Origin of the sequence: Clostridium sp. KNHs214 (genome assembly GCF_000744935.1) — a bacterium.
In the GTDB taxonomy this organism is placed as follows: Bacteria; Bacillota; Clostridia; order Clostridiales; family Clostridiaceae; genus Haloimpatiens.
This window is the reverse complement of sequence record NZ_JQMW01000011.1, coordinates 278058-292235: the sequence shown is the minus strand read 5'-3', so window position 1 is coordinate 292235 and position 14178 is coordinate 278058. Positions and strand designations below refer to the sequence as shown.

At 30.9% G+C, this 14178-nt stretch carries 12 protein-coding genes and 1 pseudogene; 7 read left to right on the top strand and 6 right to left on the bottom strand.

Annotation, left to right across the window (positions count from 1 at the left end):
- Positions 1–282: 282 nt before the first annotated feature.
- Positions 283–957 (bottom strand): DUF421 domain-containing protein, encoded by a 675-nt coding sequence (locus CC89_RS10030; RefSeq protein ID WP_035291793.1) that lies wholly within the window; start codon positions 955–957, stop codon positions 283–285.
- Between the two features lie 492 nt (positions 958–1449).
- Between CC89_RS10030 and CC89_RS10025 the strand changes: the two genes are divergently transcribed.
- The 3 genes from CC89_RS10025 to CC89_RS10015 all read left to right on the top strand — a co-directional run bounded on the left by CC89_RS10025 (position 1450) and on the right by CC89_RS10015 (position 5252).
- A complete protein-coding gene (locus tag CC89_RS10025) occupies positions 1450–2916 on the top strand; it encodes a spore germination protein (protein ID WP_035291790.1) in 1467 nt (488 codons plus the stop codon).
- A 70-nt stretch (positions 2917–2986) separates the two neighbouring features.
- Positions 2987–4093: a GerAB/ArcD/ProY family transporter gene (locus tag CC89_RS10020; RefSeq protein WP_035293507.1), complete on the top strand. Its 1107-nt coding sequence runs from the start codon at positions 2987–2989 to the stop codon at positions 4091–4093.
- Positions 4068–5252: a Ger(x)C family spore germination protein gene (locus CC89_RS10015; protein WP_051931695.1), complete on the top strand. Its 1185-nt coding sequence runs from the start codon at positions 4068–4070 to the stop codon at positions 5250–5252. Before CC89_RS10020 ends, CC89_RS10015 begins: the two co-directional genes overlap by 26 nt.
- Before the next feature lie 190 nt (positions 5253–5442).
- Here the strand turns inward: CC89_RS10015 and CC89_RS10010 are convergent, their stop codons facing one another.
- Positions 5443–6135: an LrgB family protein gene (locus CC89_RS10010; RefSeq protein WP_035291788.1), complete on the bottom strand. Its 693-nt coding sequence runs from the start codon at positions 6133–6135 to the stop codon at positions 5443–5445.
- A 336-nt stretch (positions 6136–6471) separates the two neighbouring features.
- Positions 6472–6849 carry a CidA/LrgA family protein gene (locus CC89_RS10005; protein WP_035291786.1) on the bottom strand — a complete coding sequence of 126 codons (378 nt, stop codon included), beginning with the start codon at positions 6847–6849 and terminating at the stop codon, positions 6472–6474.
- Between the two features lie 438 nt (positions 6850–7287).
- On the opposite strand from CC89_RS10005, the gene CC89_RS20505 reads away from it, so the two are divergent.
- Together CC89_RS20505 and lplA are read left to right on the top strand one after the other, a co-directional pair.
- On the top strand, positions 7288–7428 hold the full coding sequence (locus CC89_RS20505; RefSeq protein ID WP_180964022.1) for a hypothetical protein: 141 nt from the start codon (positions 7288–7290) through the stop codon (positions 7426–7428).
- A gap of 57 nt (positions 7429–7485) precedes the next feature.
- Positions 7486–8484, top strand: a complete 999-nt coding sequence (lplA, locus tag CC89_RS10000; RefSeq protein WP_035291784.1) for a lipoate--protein ligase — start codon at positions 7486–7488, stop codon at positions 8482–8484.
- A gap of 165 nt (positions 8485–8649) precedes the next feature.
- Here the strand turns inward: lplA and CC89_RS09995 are convergent, their stop codons facing one another.
- From CC89_RS09995 to CC89_RS09985, 3 genes are all read right to left on the bottom strand, one after another.
- Positions 8650–9171: a peroxiredoxin gene (locus CC89_RS09995; RefSeq protein WP_035291783.1), complete on the bottom strand. Its 522-nt coding sequence runs from the start codon at positions 9169–9171 to the stop codon at positions 8650–8652.
- Between the two features lie 139 nt (positions 9172–9310).
- Positions 9311–9538, bottom strand: coding sequence for a glutaredoxin family protein (locus CC89_RS09990; protein WP_035291781.1), 228 nt, complete (start codon positions 9536–9538; stop codon positions 9311–9313).
- Between the two features lie 2 nt (positions 9539–9540).
- Positions 9541–10476 (bottom strand): NAD(P)/FAD-dependent oxidoreductase, encoded by a 936-nt coding sequence (locus tag CC89_RS09985; RefSeq protein WP_035291779.1) that lies wholly within the window; start codon positions 10474–10476, stop codon positions 9541–9543.
- Positions 10477–11401: 925 nt separating this feature from the next.
- Between CC89_RS09985 and CC89_RS09980 the strand changes: the two genes are divergently transcribed.
- Together CC89_RS09980 and CC89_RS09975 are read left to right on the top strand one after the other, a co-directional pair.
- Complete coding sequence (locus tag CC89_RS09980; RefSeq protein WP_035291777.1) at positions 11402–12592, top strand: phosphopentomutase; 1191 nt, start codon at positions 11402–11404, stop codon at positions 12590–12592.
- Positions 12593–12887: 295 nt separating this feature from the next.
- A pseudogene (locus tag CC89_RS09975) lies at positions 12888–14108 on the top strand (NupC/NupG family nucleoside CNT transporter).
- Positions 14109–14178 lie beyond the last annotated feature (70 nt).

The window sequence follows — 14178 nt, the reverse complement described above, 5'->3', positions numbered from 1 at the left end:
TAGATAAACTATGCATGAATCGAAAAATCTGTCTTTAAGGTAACAATAAATATATTTTTTTATACTATTGAGCTAGCCTTAGAAATTCTTTGTTTTCAAATTTCAATACCCGTTAAGAAGCTTTCATGTTTGAGCGCCGTCAGAAGCGAGTTTGAAAGCTTTAGGGTATTGAAATTTGAAAACATTAGAATTTCTTGGCGTATTGCGAACAGTCTTAAAAAATATATTTATTGTGGACTTAAAGACAGATTTTTCTTATGGCACTTGCTTCACAATATATTCTCACTCCGTTATATCATTTTCTTTTTTAAAGTGATCCTCCACTTTGTCTACAAATAAATTATTATTATCATCTAAATAAGCAAAAAATACATCTTTTATGTCTTTTACGCCCATAAAGCTCAAATTATCTAAAAGCCACTTCACATCTAAATTTCGCTTTTTTAAATTTTCATATATTATATTACCTGTAATTACAACTTCTTTTTGCAAATACATTTGGGAGTCATCATTTTTTAGAATACTTATTTCTCCAGTAGTTTCTAAAATTCCATATTTAACAGTATTTAAATCAAATATATCTTTTTTTCGAAGAAGATGAGTTAAGTCATCTGCAGTATAGTGGAATTTTGATAAATTACCTTCTAAAATTTTACCATTTTCTATTACTATAACTGGTTCTCCTTGAATTATTTTAGAAGCATTTCTATTTTTCATACATATATAGGAGAGTAAAAAAGTTAAAGAACCAAAAATGAAAAGTCCTATAAGGTGCTGCCAAGTTTTTTGATTGGTGTCAGTGGCAAGGGTGGCAGCTATAGAGCCAAAGGTTATGCCATTTATATATTCAAACACAGTAAGTTGAGCTACTTGCTGTCTTCCCAGTATTCTAGTTATAAAAAGTATGGAAAAAAAGGCTAAAAGGGTTTGTATAGTTATTTCAATAAATAATTTCATATATACATCTCTCCATTGAATAAATTTTCAATAATTAGCACATTAATAATATGATACATAATTTTGAAATTATACATTAGATATTTATTCATATATAGATAAATAAATTTAGTAAACTCCCTAAATTGGCTAAATGTCATTATTGAAGGACAGCAATTTAAAAATACTAATTCAAATATACCAGCTAAAAATATTATGAAAATAATTTTTTAGCTAGTATATTTGAAAGTCAATCTATATACAATTTATTGTTGGAGGAATTAGAAATGGAGTTAATAGCAGAAGGAATATTTACTTTTGTGTTTATAATAGTTGGGTTTATTATCATAAGACATCTTCATAAAAAAGGAAAGATATAATAGTGAAAATTAAATTTAACGTTGTTTCATCACCATAGCATAACCTAGGGATTGTAGAATATTTTTTGTAAAAATACACAATATATAATGTGGTTAGAAAAATTGTGGGAAACTGGATTAGGGTGGTGATTTCATGAAATTTAAATCTAGTGTAATTGAAAAAAAACAAGAAGAAATCAAAGAACTTTTAGGAAATCCAGCACAACTGGTTATAAAGGATATATTAATTGGGAAGGATGAAATTGAAGGTAAAATATTCTATATAAATGGATTGGCAAGTAAAGAAACAATAGATAGAGATATATTGAGGCCCTTAATGTTGGGTACAAATATAAATTTGGGTGATATAGATAAAATAGAATATATAAGTAAAAAATATATAACAGCATCTGATACTAAAGTGCTTTCAGATTTAGTAGAGATTGGGAAGAATTTAAAAAGAGGAAAAACTGCTATAGTAGTAGATGGTTTCAATGAAATTATAGTTGCAGATACTGTAGGGGGAGAGTACAGAGGCATAAGTGATCCTGAAAATGAAACTAGTATAAGAGGCAGTAGAGAAGGATTTGTAGAAAATATTGAGGTAAATATAAGTATTTTAAAAAGAAAGATAAAAGATAAAAATTTAAAGATGGAGAATTTTACCTTGGGAAAAAGAAGCGATACAGATGTTGTTATAATGTATATTGAAGATATTACAGATGATAAAATCCTAAGCAGTATTAGGGAAAGAATAAAGGCAATAAATGTAGATAAAGTTTCAGGTGCAGGTATAATAGAACAACTTATAGAAAAACATACTTTTTCTGTATTTCCACAGGCACTAGTTACAGAAAGACCAGACATAATTGAGGCAAACTTATTGGAAGGAAAAATAGCAGTTTTTATATCGGGAACTCCTTTTGTAATGAGCATTCCTAGCATTTTTATAGAATTTTTTCAAGCTGTGGAAGATTATAATCAGAGAACAATAGTGGCTAGCTTTTCCAGGCTTGTTAGATTTCTATCTGTAATTATAATAATAAATTTACCAGCGGTATATATAACATTAATAAAATTTAATATAGAATTAATACCCATAGATTTTATAAAGGGCATATTACAGTCAAGAAAGGGCATAGCATTGACACCTTTTATGTCAATCATATCAATAAATTTAACTGTAGAGTTTTTAAGAGAGGGAGGCCTAAGACTTCCAGGTAAAGTAGGCCAAATATTAAGTGTGGTAGGCGGTATTATCATAGGGGATGCAGCTATAAAAGCAAAAATAGTTAGTCCCACGACACTTTTAGTAGTAGGTATAAGTACTGTAGCTACTTTTTTAATACCGAACTATGAAATGGCTTTATCCATAAGAATGATTTCTTATCCAATGCTGATCTTAGGAAATTGGTTAGGAATGTATGGAATAGTTTTAGGAAATTTCTTTATAGTATCTTATTTATCTTCATTGGATAGTTTTGGTGTAGCATACTTCTCATTTAGGAAAAAAGACCTAAAGGACAGCTTTATACGTGCACCTATTCCAGAAATGAAAGAAAGACCGGAAGTTATACCACTAAAAGATAGAATTAGATTAAAGATGAAAAAAAATACGTAACCGTAAATGCAAGAAAGGAGTACCGTTGTTTTCGGTATAGCGTTGTAAATCAATGCTATTATGCATATTTATGAAAAAAAATAGCGAAATATACTTAACTAACCACCAGTATACATTAATACTCATAGGCAGTATCATAGGAATAGGTATGCTTAGTTTACCTAATAGTGTAGTAAAAATAGCAAAACAAGACGGATGGATATCTGCGGCTATAGGAGGAATATATGTAATTTATATGGTCTTAATAGGAAGCTATATGTGTAAAAAACATCCAGACAATAATATATTGGATTTAAGTAAGATATATTTTGGAAATTTTTTAGGCACTATACTAAATTTGATTTTTACAAGCTATTTTATTTACTTACTCACAGGACTTTCTTCTGGCATAAGCAACGTGCTTATAATGTACATAACTCCTTTTTTAACTACTAAAAAAATATTAATAACAATACTACTAGTACCAGCATTTATATCATATAAAGGAATAAAAACCTTGGGAAAAATGAACGAAGTGATATTTTATTTAACTTTTATATTTTTTTTAGTACCCATGGTGGCCCTAAAAGACGGAAATATACTCAATATAATGCCAGTATTTTCATCAGGATTTAAAAATATTATTAAAGCTTCTAAAGAAAGTTTATTTTCGTACTTTGGAATAGAAATTTTGTTTTTAATCTATCCATTTTTAAAAGATAAAAAGAAAGTAACATCTTCAGGTATTAAGGCTTCCATAGTAGCTATAATAATATATACATGGATAACTTTTATAACCATTTATTATATAGGTATAAATATAATTCCTAAATTTTTATGGCCTGTGGTAACGGTGAGTGAAAGTATAATGGTTCCTGGAATAAATTCATTTAGGTACATAAGCATGTCGTTATGGACATTGATGATTTTTAAAACCATATCTATAGACTATTTTTCAATTGCTTACTGTTTAGGTGAAATATGGAGAAAAATTAATATGAAGACTTGGATATATATATTGTATCCAGTGCTTTTTTATATATCTGGCATTTATGGTACACCCACTAATAGGAGAGATATTATAATAAAACTTGGAAAAATGTATGCAATATTTAACCTAGTATATGTAACATCCATTGCTATACTAATCATGTTAAAAAGAGGAGAAAAAAATGTTACAGAAAATAAAAAATCCTAAAAATATAAGAATTATTACATTAATAATAGTAATTATATTGTTTATTTATTCATTTTTAGGAAATGAAGGTGAACTGGTGGAGAATGTTAGTATACCCATGGCTGTAGGATATGATATAAAAGAAATGGATGGTAAAGAATATGTAGTTCCTATATTAATGGCAGTGCAAGACCAGCAAGAAACTGGAATAATTCAAATAGGTGAGGGGAATAGTTTAGGTGAATCAAGAGAAGACAGAAGTAGCAAAATGGATAAAAAATTAATACTTGGAGTAGAGAGATCATACATAATAAGTGAGGCACAGGCACGTTTAGGTGTAAGAGAACTTTTAGATATATTAGTGAGAAATCCCAGAACAAATGACAGAGGATACGTGTCAGTATGTTCTGGCAAAGCTTACGACATACTTAAACAAAAAAATATTAAAGGAGTGAATCCAGCAGAATATACAGAGAATTTAATTAAAAATTTAAATGAAGCTTATTTTTATGTGAAAAATTTTACTGCAATAGATATGATAGTTAGGGTAGATGCGGAAGGAAGAACCTTAGTACTGCCTTATATAGAGATGAAAGATGGTGGATTGCAAAACACAGGATTAGCTATATTTAAAGGAGAAAAAATGATTGGAGTGGCTAATCTTAATGAAACAAAATTTATAAATTTAATGAAGTTTAACGGTGGAAAAGGGATGATCACAATACAAGAAAATGTAAAGGAATATATCAATTTTTACGGCAAATCTAAAAGAAAGGTAAAGTGTTTTAAAGAAAATGGAAAGTATAATTTTATAATAAATATAGATTTAAAGGGAACAGTAGTGTCCAATGTTCTATATAAAAATTTAGATAACGACCCTAAAGAAGTTGAAAAATGTCAAAATGAAATTGAAAAGGAAGTTGAAAGCCAGTGTCAAGATGTAGTAGAAAAGATAAATAAAGAATACAAAACTGATGTACTGGGTTTAGGTAAATATGCAGTAGCGAAATATGGAAGAGATACTGGACAGGATTGGAATGATATAGTGCCTAAATCAAATATAAAAGTGAAGGCAAATGTGACGTTAGAGTCCCAAGGAAGAGCAAATTATACAGAATATGTTTCTAATAGAGCGGAGAACTTAGGCAGGACTCAGCAGCAGAGCGGCGTCCAACACTAGATGTATATTATTTCAAAGATGTGAAAAATTTCAGTTAACACTATGAAAATTTATATGAGGAACAGAGAAAAACATAAGGAACAGATGAAAACATAAAGAATAGGGGAAAACAAACAAGAAGCCGGTTAAGAAATTTTTGTCGTAAAAAGAATGTAAATTTCTCAATCGTCTTCTTAAAGGTTCCTTTAAACTATAGAAATATTTTAAATAAAAGTGGAGCCAGAAATACTGTTAAAAGTCCAGCTATGCCTATAGCAAGGCTACTCATGGCACCTTCCACTTCACCTATCTCCATGGCTTTTGTGGTACCTATGGCATGGGAAGCGGTACCTAGGGAAACCCCAAGGGCCACGCTATCTTTGATTCTGCAAGCTTTACATACAAGAGGACCTATTATGGCACCCATAATTCCAGTTATTATGATAACTGCTACGGTAACTGCAGGAATACCTCCCAGCTGCTTAGATATTTCAATACCTATAGGTGTAGTTATAGATTTTGGCATCATGGAAATGCTCAATTTTGTATCTAAATTAAATAATTTGCAAAGATATATAATGCTAACTATACCAGCAATGCTGCCAGTAGTTATGCCAACTATTATAGGCATAGCATGAGCCTTTAAAAGATTTATCTTCTTATAAAGAGGCACCGCCAAAACTACTGTAGATGGAGCTAAAAAGAAATTTATTATACTTGCTCCCTTATTATAAGACTCCAAATTTATAGAGAAAAATTCCAAAAATAAAATTATTAAAGCTACAGAAATAAGTAGGGGATTGAAAAAAGGAATTTTTGTTTTTTTATAAATAAAATTACCTATTTCAAAAGCCATCACTGAAATTATTATCCCAAATAGGGGATTATTAAAAAGATTTTCCATTATAAAACTCCTTTAAATAAGTAATAAATAAGATTAACCCACAAAAAGCATTATATTACTTGAATTATGAAATTTCTCTGGAATGACTTGCATAAGAAGCGAAGGAACTGTTTAAATTTAATTTTAGAAATTCTTCTTTTAGACAGATAAAATTATCGTAAGTCTGGCAAGGACGCCAGGCTAGCGAACCTGAGGCAGGACGCTGAATGTGAGCGTTAGATAATTTTATATGGCTAAAAGATTAGAATTTCTTAAATTAAATTTATTGTTTTGAGCTCTTATGCAAGTCATGGAGGAGAAATTTCATAATTCCATTACATTCTACCTTATTGTGGGTTAATCATTAGTATTAATTTTTAGTTTTTTACTCTCACAGGCTTTCTTTAAAATTTGTATGGTAAATCCTGTTACTATTATGACTACTATAGTTGATAAAAGGCATACCATCAAAATGGCGCTCCAGTTTCCATTTAATATAGACATACAAGAAATAAGACCAACCCCTGCAGGTAAGAAGAAAAAAGCTAAGTTCTTGAGGAAAAAGTCGCTTATTTCCTCTATAACTTCTAATTTAAGCACTCCCGTGCATAAAAGAATCAATAATAAAATCATACCAATTACATTGCCAGGTATGGATGTTCTCAAAACTAAATGAATTATCTCACCAATAAAGTTTATAAATAAGATAATGCAAATTTGTCTTAAAATTTTCAAAATATCACCTCGATTTTTTATATTTGCTCAAAAGTTCTCATTCATCAGTCCATTAATCCACAGTTTCCAATCATTAAATAAAATTTAGTTAATCTTAAATAAAATTTCATTTAACTACCAAATAAGATTTTACTTAAACACTAAATAGAGATTAGTGATTGGAGACACAAAAAAGAATTATTTTACCCAATATATAATAGTGCTAAGTTCGCAAAATAAGTACATTATATATAGCAATGTTAAATTCGCAATATAATCACATTATATATAATAATACTAAATTTGCAATATAAGCACATTGTATGAAAAGAGAAAATTTTCTATTCAATTAGCATTGAATTAGCATTATTTGTAGAATTCACAAGTTACTTGATTTAAAAGCTGGTTAAGGGTAAGATATAACATATGTATATAGCACTTTGGGGTGTGATTTTCTAGTTGTCAATTATTAAAAATTACAGCCTTAGAGATGATCGAGAGGATTTGAGTAAAATGTTTGATATAGAAACTTGTGTGGCATTTGTAACTAATAGAGTGGCTAAGGAAATAGAAATATTTAAAAAATATTGGATAAAATAGTCATAAATGCTAACTAAAGTACTATAGTAACTTGAATTTTAATAGGGGGAATTCATTTTGCATAATAAAGAAATTATTACCAATATAGTAGTATCCAAAAGCATTAATCCATGGTTTAATTTAGCTTTAGAAGAAAAATTAGTGAAAGAAGCAAAAGCTAATGAAATAATACTATATCTATGGCAAAATGCAGATACTGTAGTCATAGGCAAAAACCAAAATCCATGGAAGGAATGTAAATGCAGAGAATTAGAAGAAGACGGTGGGAAGCTGGCTAGAAGACTTTCTGGGGGAGGGGCAGTATTCCATGACATTGGGAATTTAAACTTCACCTTTGCCATGGACAAAGGACTCTATAATTTGGAAAATCAATTACAAGTCATATTAAAAGCAGTAAAAAACCTAGGAATAAATGCGGAATTTTCAGGAAGAAACGACATATTGGCAGATGGAAGAAAATTCTCAGGAAATGCCTTTTACTTCGGAGATCATACTTGCTATCACCATGGAACTCTTCTTGTAAATGGAGACATGAAAAGGCTTGTTCAGTACCTTACAGTTTCAGAAAAGAAAATAAAATCCAAAGGTATAGATTCTGTAAAATCCAGAATAGTTAACTTAAAAGAAATAAATGATAAAATATCCATAGAAAAATTGATGGAGCAGTTAGAAAAAAGTTTTCAGGAAGCTTATGGAAGAGTTCAAGGGAAGAAAATATATACTGAAAAAAATTCTAATGAAATGCAGCAACTTTATGAAAAGTATTCCTCTTGGGAATTTAGATATGGCAGTTCACCCAAATTTGACATATGCTTAGAGGAGAGATTTCCTTGGGGAGGTATTGAATTTAATTTAAAGCTTAAAAATGCAAAAGTACTGGAGGCTAAAGTTTACTCAGATGCCATGAATGTAAAATTTATAGAAGATATACAAAATTCATTAATAGAAATTCCATTTAAGCAGCAAGATATAAAGGAAAAACTAATGAGTTTGGCAAATACGGAAGAACAAAGAGGAATGGTACAGGATGTGCTTAGCATTTTTAAAGATATCTAAGGCACATTTAAATAAATAACAAGTAAGTATACTAGTCTATTTTGGGTCATATTGCGTCAGTAGAACACGCGGATAGTCCTATTAGAAAATCCAAAAGAAGGGGGGAATATCTTCTTTTGGATTTTAGTATTACAAGAGTGAATATTGCATAAGTGAAATTGGTTATTATAAAGTTTTATCTCCTTCGCTCCAGTCTACGGCGCACATACCTCCAGTTTTTAAAGCCTTAAGTACACGTAGGGTTTCATCTACACTTCTGCCTACATTTAAGTCGTGAACCACACTATATCTTACTACTCCTTCAGGGTCTATTATAAATAAGCCCCTCAATGAAATACCCTCTTCTTTAATTAATATACCATAGCTGTCAGATACGGACTTCGTAATATCAGAAGCTATAGGAAATTTAATTTTCCCTAGATCACCCTTAATCCAAGCTTCATGGGAATACTGACTGTCGCAGCTAACTGCAAGGAGCTCAGCGCCTACTTTATTAAAATCCTCATACCTTTTACTAAAACCTGTTATCTCAGTTGGACAAACGAAGGTAAAATCTAGTGGATAGAAAAACATAACTAGCCACTTGCCCTTGTAGTCCTCAAGACTTACTTGTGTAAAATCACTGCCGCCACCCTTTACAGCATTCATTGTGAAATCAGGTGCATTTTTACCAACTAATCTTTCCATAAGTAACATAACTCCTTTCCAAAACATTTTATTTAATGATTAACCCACAAAAAGGTACAATGCGATGGAATTATGAAATTTCTCCTCCATGCCTTGCATAAGAGCTCGGAACAATAAATTAATTCTCACAAAGCTCAGATTATAATCCTAAAGCTTCATCAATAGAATCTTTGTCAAAACCAAGGATTACCTTATCATCAATTTGAACTACAGGAACTCCCATTTGATTTGAAATTTGGAACATTTCCTTTCTTGCAGCGGCATCTTCAGCCACATTGATATCTTGAAACTCTATATTATTGCTTTTTAAATAATCCTTAACCTTTTTACACCATGGACATGTTGGTGTTGAAAAAACTTTTACCATAATTATACCTTCTTTTCCATAATATATTTTTCAGCTGTTAAGGCTGAAATGGTTCCATCAGATACAGCAGTAGTTAACTGTCTAATGGTCTTTGAACGTAAATCTCCGGCAGCATAAACGCCTTTTATGTTGGTTTCCATATTCTCATTTGTAAGCACATGACCCCAATTGTCTAATTTTATATAGTTTTTAAATAATTCAGTGTTAGCAATTCTACCAATGTATACGAAGACACCATCAGTTTTTATCTCTGAAAGTTCTCCAGTTTTAACATTTTCAATTTGTACACCCTCCACTGAATTTTCACCTAATACATGGCGAATTTCACTGTTCCATATATATTTAATATTAGGTTTTGTGGAAAGCTCTTCTTCATTAGTTTTATTTGCTTGAAGATAATTAAATTGATGTACAATAGTTAAATTTTTTGCAAATTTTGATAGCACTATGGCTCCCTCAATAGCAGAGTTACCGCCGCCTACCACTATCAAATCCTTGCCCTCATAAAGTGCACCGTCGCAAAGTTCACAGTAGTGTACTCCGTTACCATGAAATTTTGTTTCCTCAGGTACAGGAAGAAGTCTATTATTTGAGCCTGTGGCCAATATGATTGCTAGTGGTTTATATATTTTTTTTGAAGTTTCAACTATTTTTTCATCACTGCTTAATTTTAGTGATATTATATTGTCGAATTCATCAATCTTGGCACCGGAATCTAAAGCATGTTGCTGAAAGTTATTTGAAAGATCTGCTCCTGTTATATAAGAAAAACCAGGATAATTGTCTACTCTATAGCTGTCTCTCACTTGACCACCTACTATTTTGTTTTCCAAAACCAAAGTGTCAAGTTTTGAGCGGGAGGCATAAACTGCTGCTGCTAATCCAGCAGGACCAGCACCTATAATGATTAAATCTAAAGATACTGTTTGTTTTTCCATAGGATATACCGCTAATTAACGGCACTTTTTCACTTCCTTTCTAAAATAGAACGAATAGTATTGTAGTTTTATAAGATGATTATCCCACAATAAGGTACAATGTAGTGGAATTATGAAATTTCTCCTCCATGACTTGCATAAGAGCTCGGAACAATAAATTTAATTTAAGAAATTCTAATCTTTTAGCCATATAAAATTATCTAACGCTCACATTCAGCGTCCTGCCTCAGGTTCGCTAGCCTGGCGTCCTTTTAAGGCTTACGATAATTTTATCTGTCTAAAAGAAGAATTTCTAAAATTAAATTTAAACAGTTCCTTTGCTTCTTATGCAAGTCATTCCAGAGAAATTTCATAATTCAGGTAATATAATGCTTTTTGTGGGATAATCATAATATATTAAGTAGATGAAATTTATTATTTATAATAATGGATGAAAGTTTCTATTTCATTAAAATGATTATTATTGTATTTATATTATACAATAATAATTATTAATTGAAAATAGTTTTCTTGAAATATTACTTTGTTTTAGCAAAAGATATAAATTTGTAAAAGATATTACAATGAATAAAGAATATATATTAAATTATATAAAAATATTTTATGCAAAAATTAAAATAAAATACTAAAGAAGCTTAAAAATAAAATATATAAAAAACTGATTTTATGCTATATGTAAACAATTTCTATAATGAAAATATATAACCAATAAATGCATATTTGTTTTAAAAATATTCCAAAAAAGAGTAATATTTTTTCTTTACTTTTTGTTTTCAATATGATAAAAATTATATGTAAGCGGTAACATGTAGTAAAAAAATAGTGTTTCCATAGAAAGTATTTTAAATTTTCAAGCTTTTTTCAAATTTACAGTTATTATATGGAGCATTGAAAGGTATAAAGTTTTTTCATAGGAGGTAGCTAAATGATAAATAGAGTCATATGGATAGTACTAGATAGTGTGGGCATGGGAGAAATGCCAGATTCAGTAAAGTTTGGAGATGTGGGCTGCAATACTATAGGGAATGTATCTTCTAAATTAGGGGGATTAAAACTTCCTAATATGGAGAAATTAGGACTTGGAAATATAGAAGGCATGAAAAATATAAATAAGGTAGAAAATCCAATAGGGTGTTTTGGAAGATTTGCTGAAATGTCAGATGGAAAGGATACTACTACTGGACATTGGGAAATGTGTGGAATACAGTTAGATAAACCATTTCCAACATATCCACAGGGTTTTCCAAAAGAAGTAGTAGAAGCATTTGAAAAAGCTATAGGAAGAAAAATTCTTGGAAATAAGCCAGCATCAGGTACAGCTATTCTAGATGAACTAGGAGAAGAACATATAAAAACAGGATGTCCAATAGTTTACACTTCAGCAGACAGTGTATTTCAAATAGCCGCTCATGAAGATATTTATTCAGTGGAAGAGTTGTACAAAATCTGCCAAATAGCTAGGGATATGCTAGTGGGAGAACATGCTGTAGCTAGAGTTATAGCAAGACCTTTTGTAGGAGAAGCTAAAGGAAATTTCACAAGAACTTCAAACAGAAGAGACTTTTCATTAAAGCCAATACATGAAACAGTTTTAGATAAATTAAAGGCTTCAAAGTTAAATGTTATGGCAGTAGGTAAAATAGAGGACATATTCCAAGGCGCAGGCATAACAGAAGCAGTGCATACAAAGGACAATATGGACGGAGTAGATAAGACCTTAGAATACATGAAGGAAGATAAAAATGGCCTTATATTTACAAATCTTGTGGACTTTGATATGAAGTGGGGACACAGAAACAATGCAGAAGAGTATGGAAGAGGATTAGAGGCCTTTGATGTGAGATTAGCAGAAATAATGGAACAGATGAAAGATGATGACATACTATTTATAACAGCAGATCATGGCTGTGATCCAACTACAGAGGGAACAGACCATACAAGAGAATACGTTCCATTTTTAGCTTATGGGAAAGCGCTTTCAAAGGGTAAAGACCTGAAAACAAGAAAAACTTTCTCAGACATGGGTCAAACTGTAGCAGATATATTTAAAATAGAACCAATAAAGAATGGTGAAAGCTTTTTAGAATTGATAGTTAACCACTCTAAATTCGCTTAATTACGACAACGGACTTGTGAGTGGATAATTATTGGTCAAAATACCAATGATAATTTAAATTAATTAAATAAATATTGAAAATTGTATGACAAAATAACCGTAAAGCATAAAAAATGTAGAAAAACAAAACATAAAGATTATATAAAAACAAAACAAAATAAATTATAAAGAAAATAAAATAGAAATAAGACAAAATAGATTAGAGATAAAATAAAGCAAATTATAAATAAAGAAAAGTATAAAAATAATAAAGTGAGTTAGGAATAAAAATCATAAAAAAGGGAGAATAAGAAAAGTGAACAGATTTATAGGTATTATAGGTTTAATTGTACTTTTAGGTATCTGTTACTTGATTTCCAATAATAAAAAGAAAATAAACTGGAGATTAGTAGCAACAGGTATAACACTGCAATTCATATTTGCACTATTTATATTAAAATTTCCTCCAGGAAGAGCTGCCTTTGAGGTTGTCAGTGGACTTATCACAAAGCTTTTAGACTTCACTAAAGAAGGAACAACATTCTTATTTGGAGGACTTATGGACACAAATAAGGTAGGATATGTATTTGCACTTCAAGTACTTCCAACAATAATATTCTTTTCAGCTTTAATGAGTGTATTATATTATCTTGGAATAATGTAAAAATTAATATCTGTACTAGCTAAAGGAATAGTTAAACTTCTTGGAACCAGTGGAGCTGAAACGTTATCAGCTGTGGCTAACATATTTGTTGGTCAAACAGAAGCGCCACTTGTAATAAAGCCTTTTGTAAAAACTATGACAAAGTCAGAACTTCTATCCATAATGGTAGGAGGAATGTGTACTGTGGCCGGCGGAGTTATGGCAGGATATGTAGCTATGGGTGTTAGTGCTGGACATTTGATGGCAGCCAGCATGATGGCTGCACCAGCAGGACTTGTGGTTTCAAAAATAATATGTCCAGAAGTAGAAGAGCCAGTGACAAAAGGAAAAATTCAAATAGAATTAGAAAATACTAGCTCAAACGTAATAGATGCAGCAGCTACAGGCGCTAGTGAGGGGTTATCTCTTGCGCTAAATGTTGCAGCAATGCTTTTAGCCTTTGTTGCTATGGTTGCCCTTGTAAACTCATTAATAGCTTGGGTAGCAGGTCTATTTGGGGCACCATATATAAACCTTGGATGGTTATTGGGAAGAATATTCGCTCCACTAGCTTTCGTAATGGGAGTACCTGCTCAAGACATATTAAATGCAGGTAACTTAATAGGTACAAAACTTGTGTTAAATGAATTTGTTGCCTACGCAAACTTAGCTCCAATGATAAAAGCAGGAGCATTACAGCCAAAAACAATAATGATATTAACTTACGCTCTTTGCGGTTTTGCAAACATAAGCTCCATAGCTGTTCAAATAGGAGGGATTGGTGGTCTTGCACCAGAAAGACGTTCTGACATAGCTAAGCTTGGAGTAAGAGCATTAATAGGTGGCTGCGTAACTACATTCATGACAGCTACTATAGCGGGACTGTTGTTTTAGTCCCAAACCCCTAGTTTATAATACCCAATCTTTAATCCATAATACTCAATCTTTAATTTACCAATCAACC

What these genes read in the sequence shown, in the direction of transcription:
- CC89_RS10030 (WP_035291793.1), bottom strand. Translation starts at nt 957, where the DNA reads ATGAAATTATTTATTGAAATAACTATACAAACCCTTTTAGCCTTTTTT.
- CC89_RS10025 (WP_035291790.1), top strand. Translation starts at nt 1,450, where the DNA reads ATGAAATTTAAATCTAGTGTAATTGAAAAAAAACAAGAAGAAATCAAA.
- CC89_RS10020 (WP_035293507.1), top strand. Translation starts at nt 2,987, where the DNA reads ATGAAAAAAAATAGCGAAATATACTTAACTAACCACCAGTATACATTA.
- CC89_RS10015 (WP_051931695.1), top strand. Translation starts at nt 4,068, where the DNA reads ATGTTACAGAAAATAAAAAATCCTAAAAATATAAGAATTATTACATTA.
- CC89_RS10010 (WP_035291788.1), bottom strand. Translation starts at nt 6,135, where the DNA reads ATGGAAAATCTTTTTAATAATCCCCTATTTGGGATAATAATTTCAGTG.
- CC89_RS09995 (WP_035291783.1), bottom strand. Translation starts at nt 9,171, where the DNA reads ATGGAAAGATTAGTTGGTAAAAATGCACCTGATTTCACAATGAATGCT.
- CC89_RS09990 (WP_035291781.1), bottom strand. Translation starts at nt 9,538, where the DNA reads ATGGTAAAAGTTTTTTCAACACCAACATGTCCATGGTGTAAAAAGGTT.
- CC89_RS09985 (WP_035291779.1), bottom strand. Translation starts at nt 10,476, where the DNA reads ATGGAAAAACAAACAGTATCTTTAGATTTAATCATTATAGGTGCTGGT.
- CC89_RS09980 (WP_035291777.1), top strand. Translation starts at nt 11,402, where the DNA reads ATGATAAATAGAGTCATATGGATAGTACTAGATAGTGTGGGCATGGGA.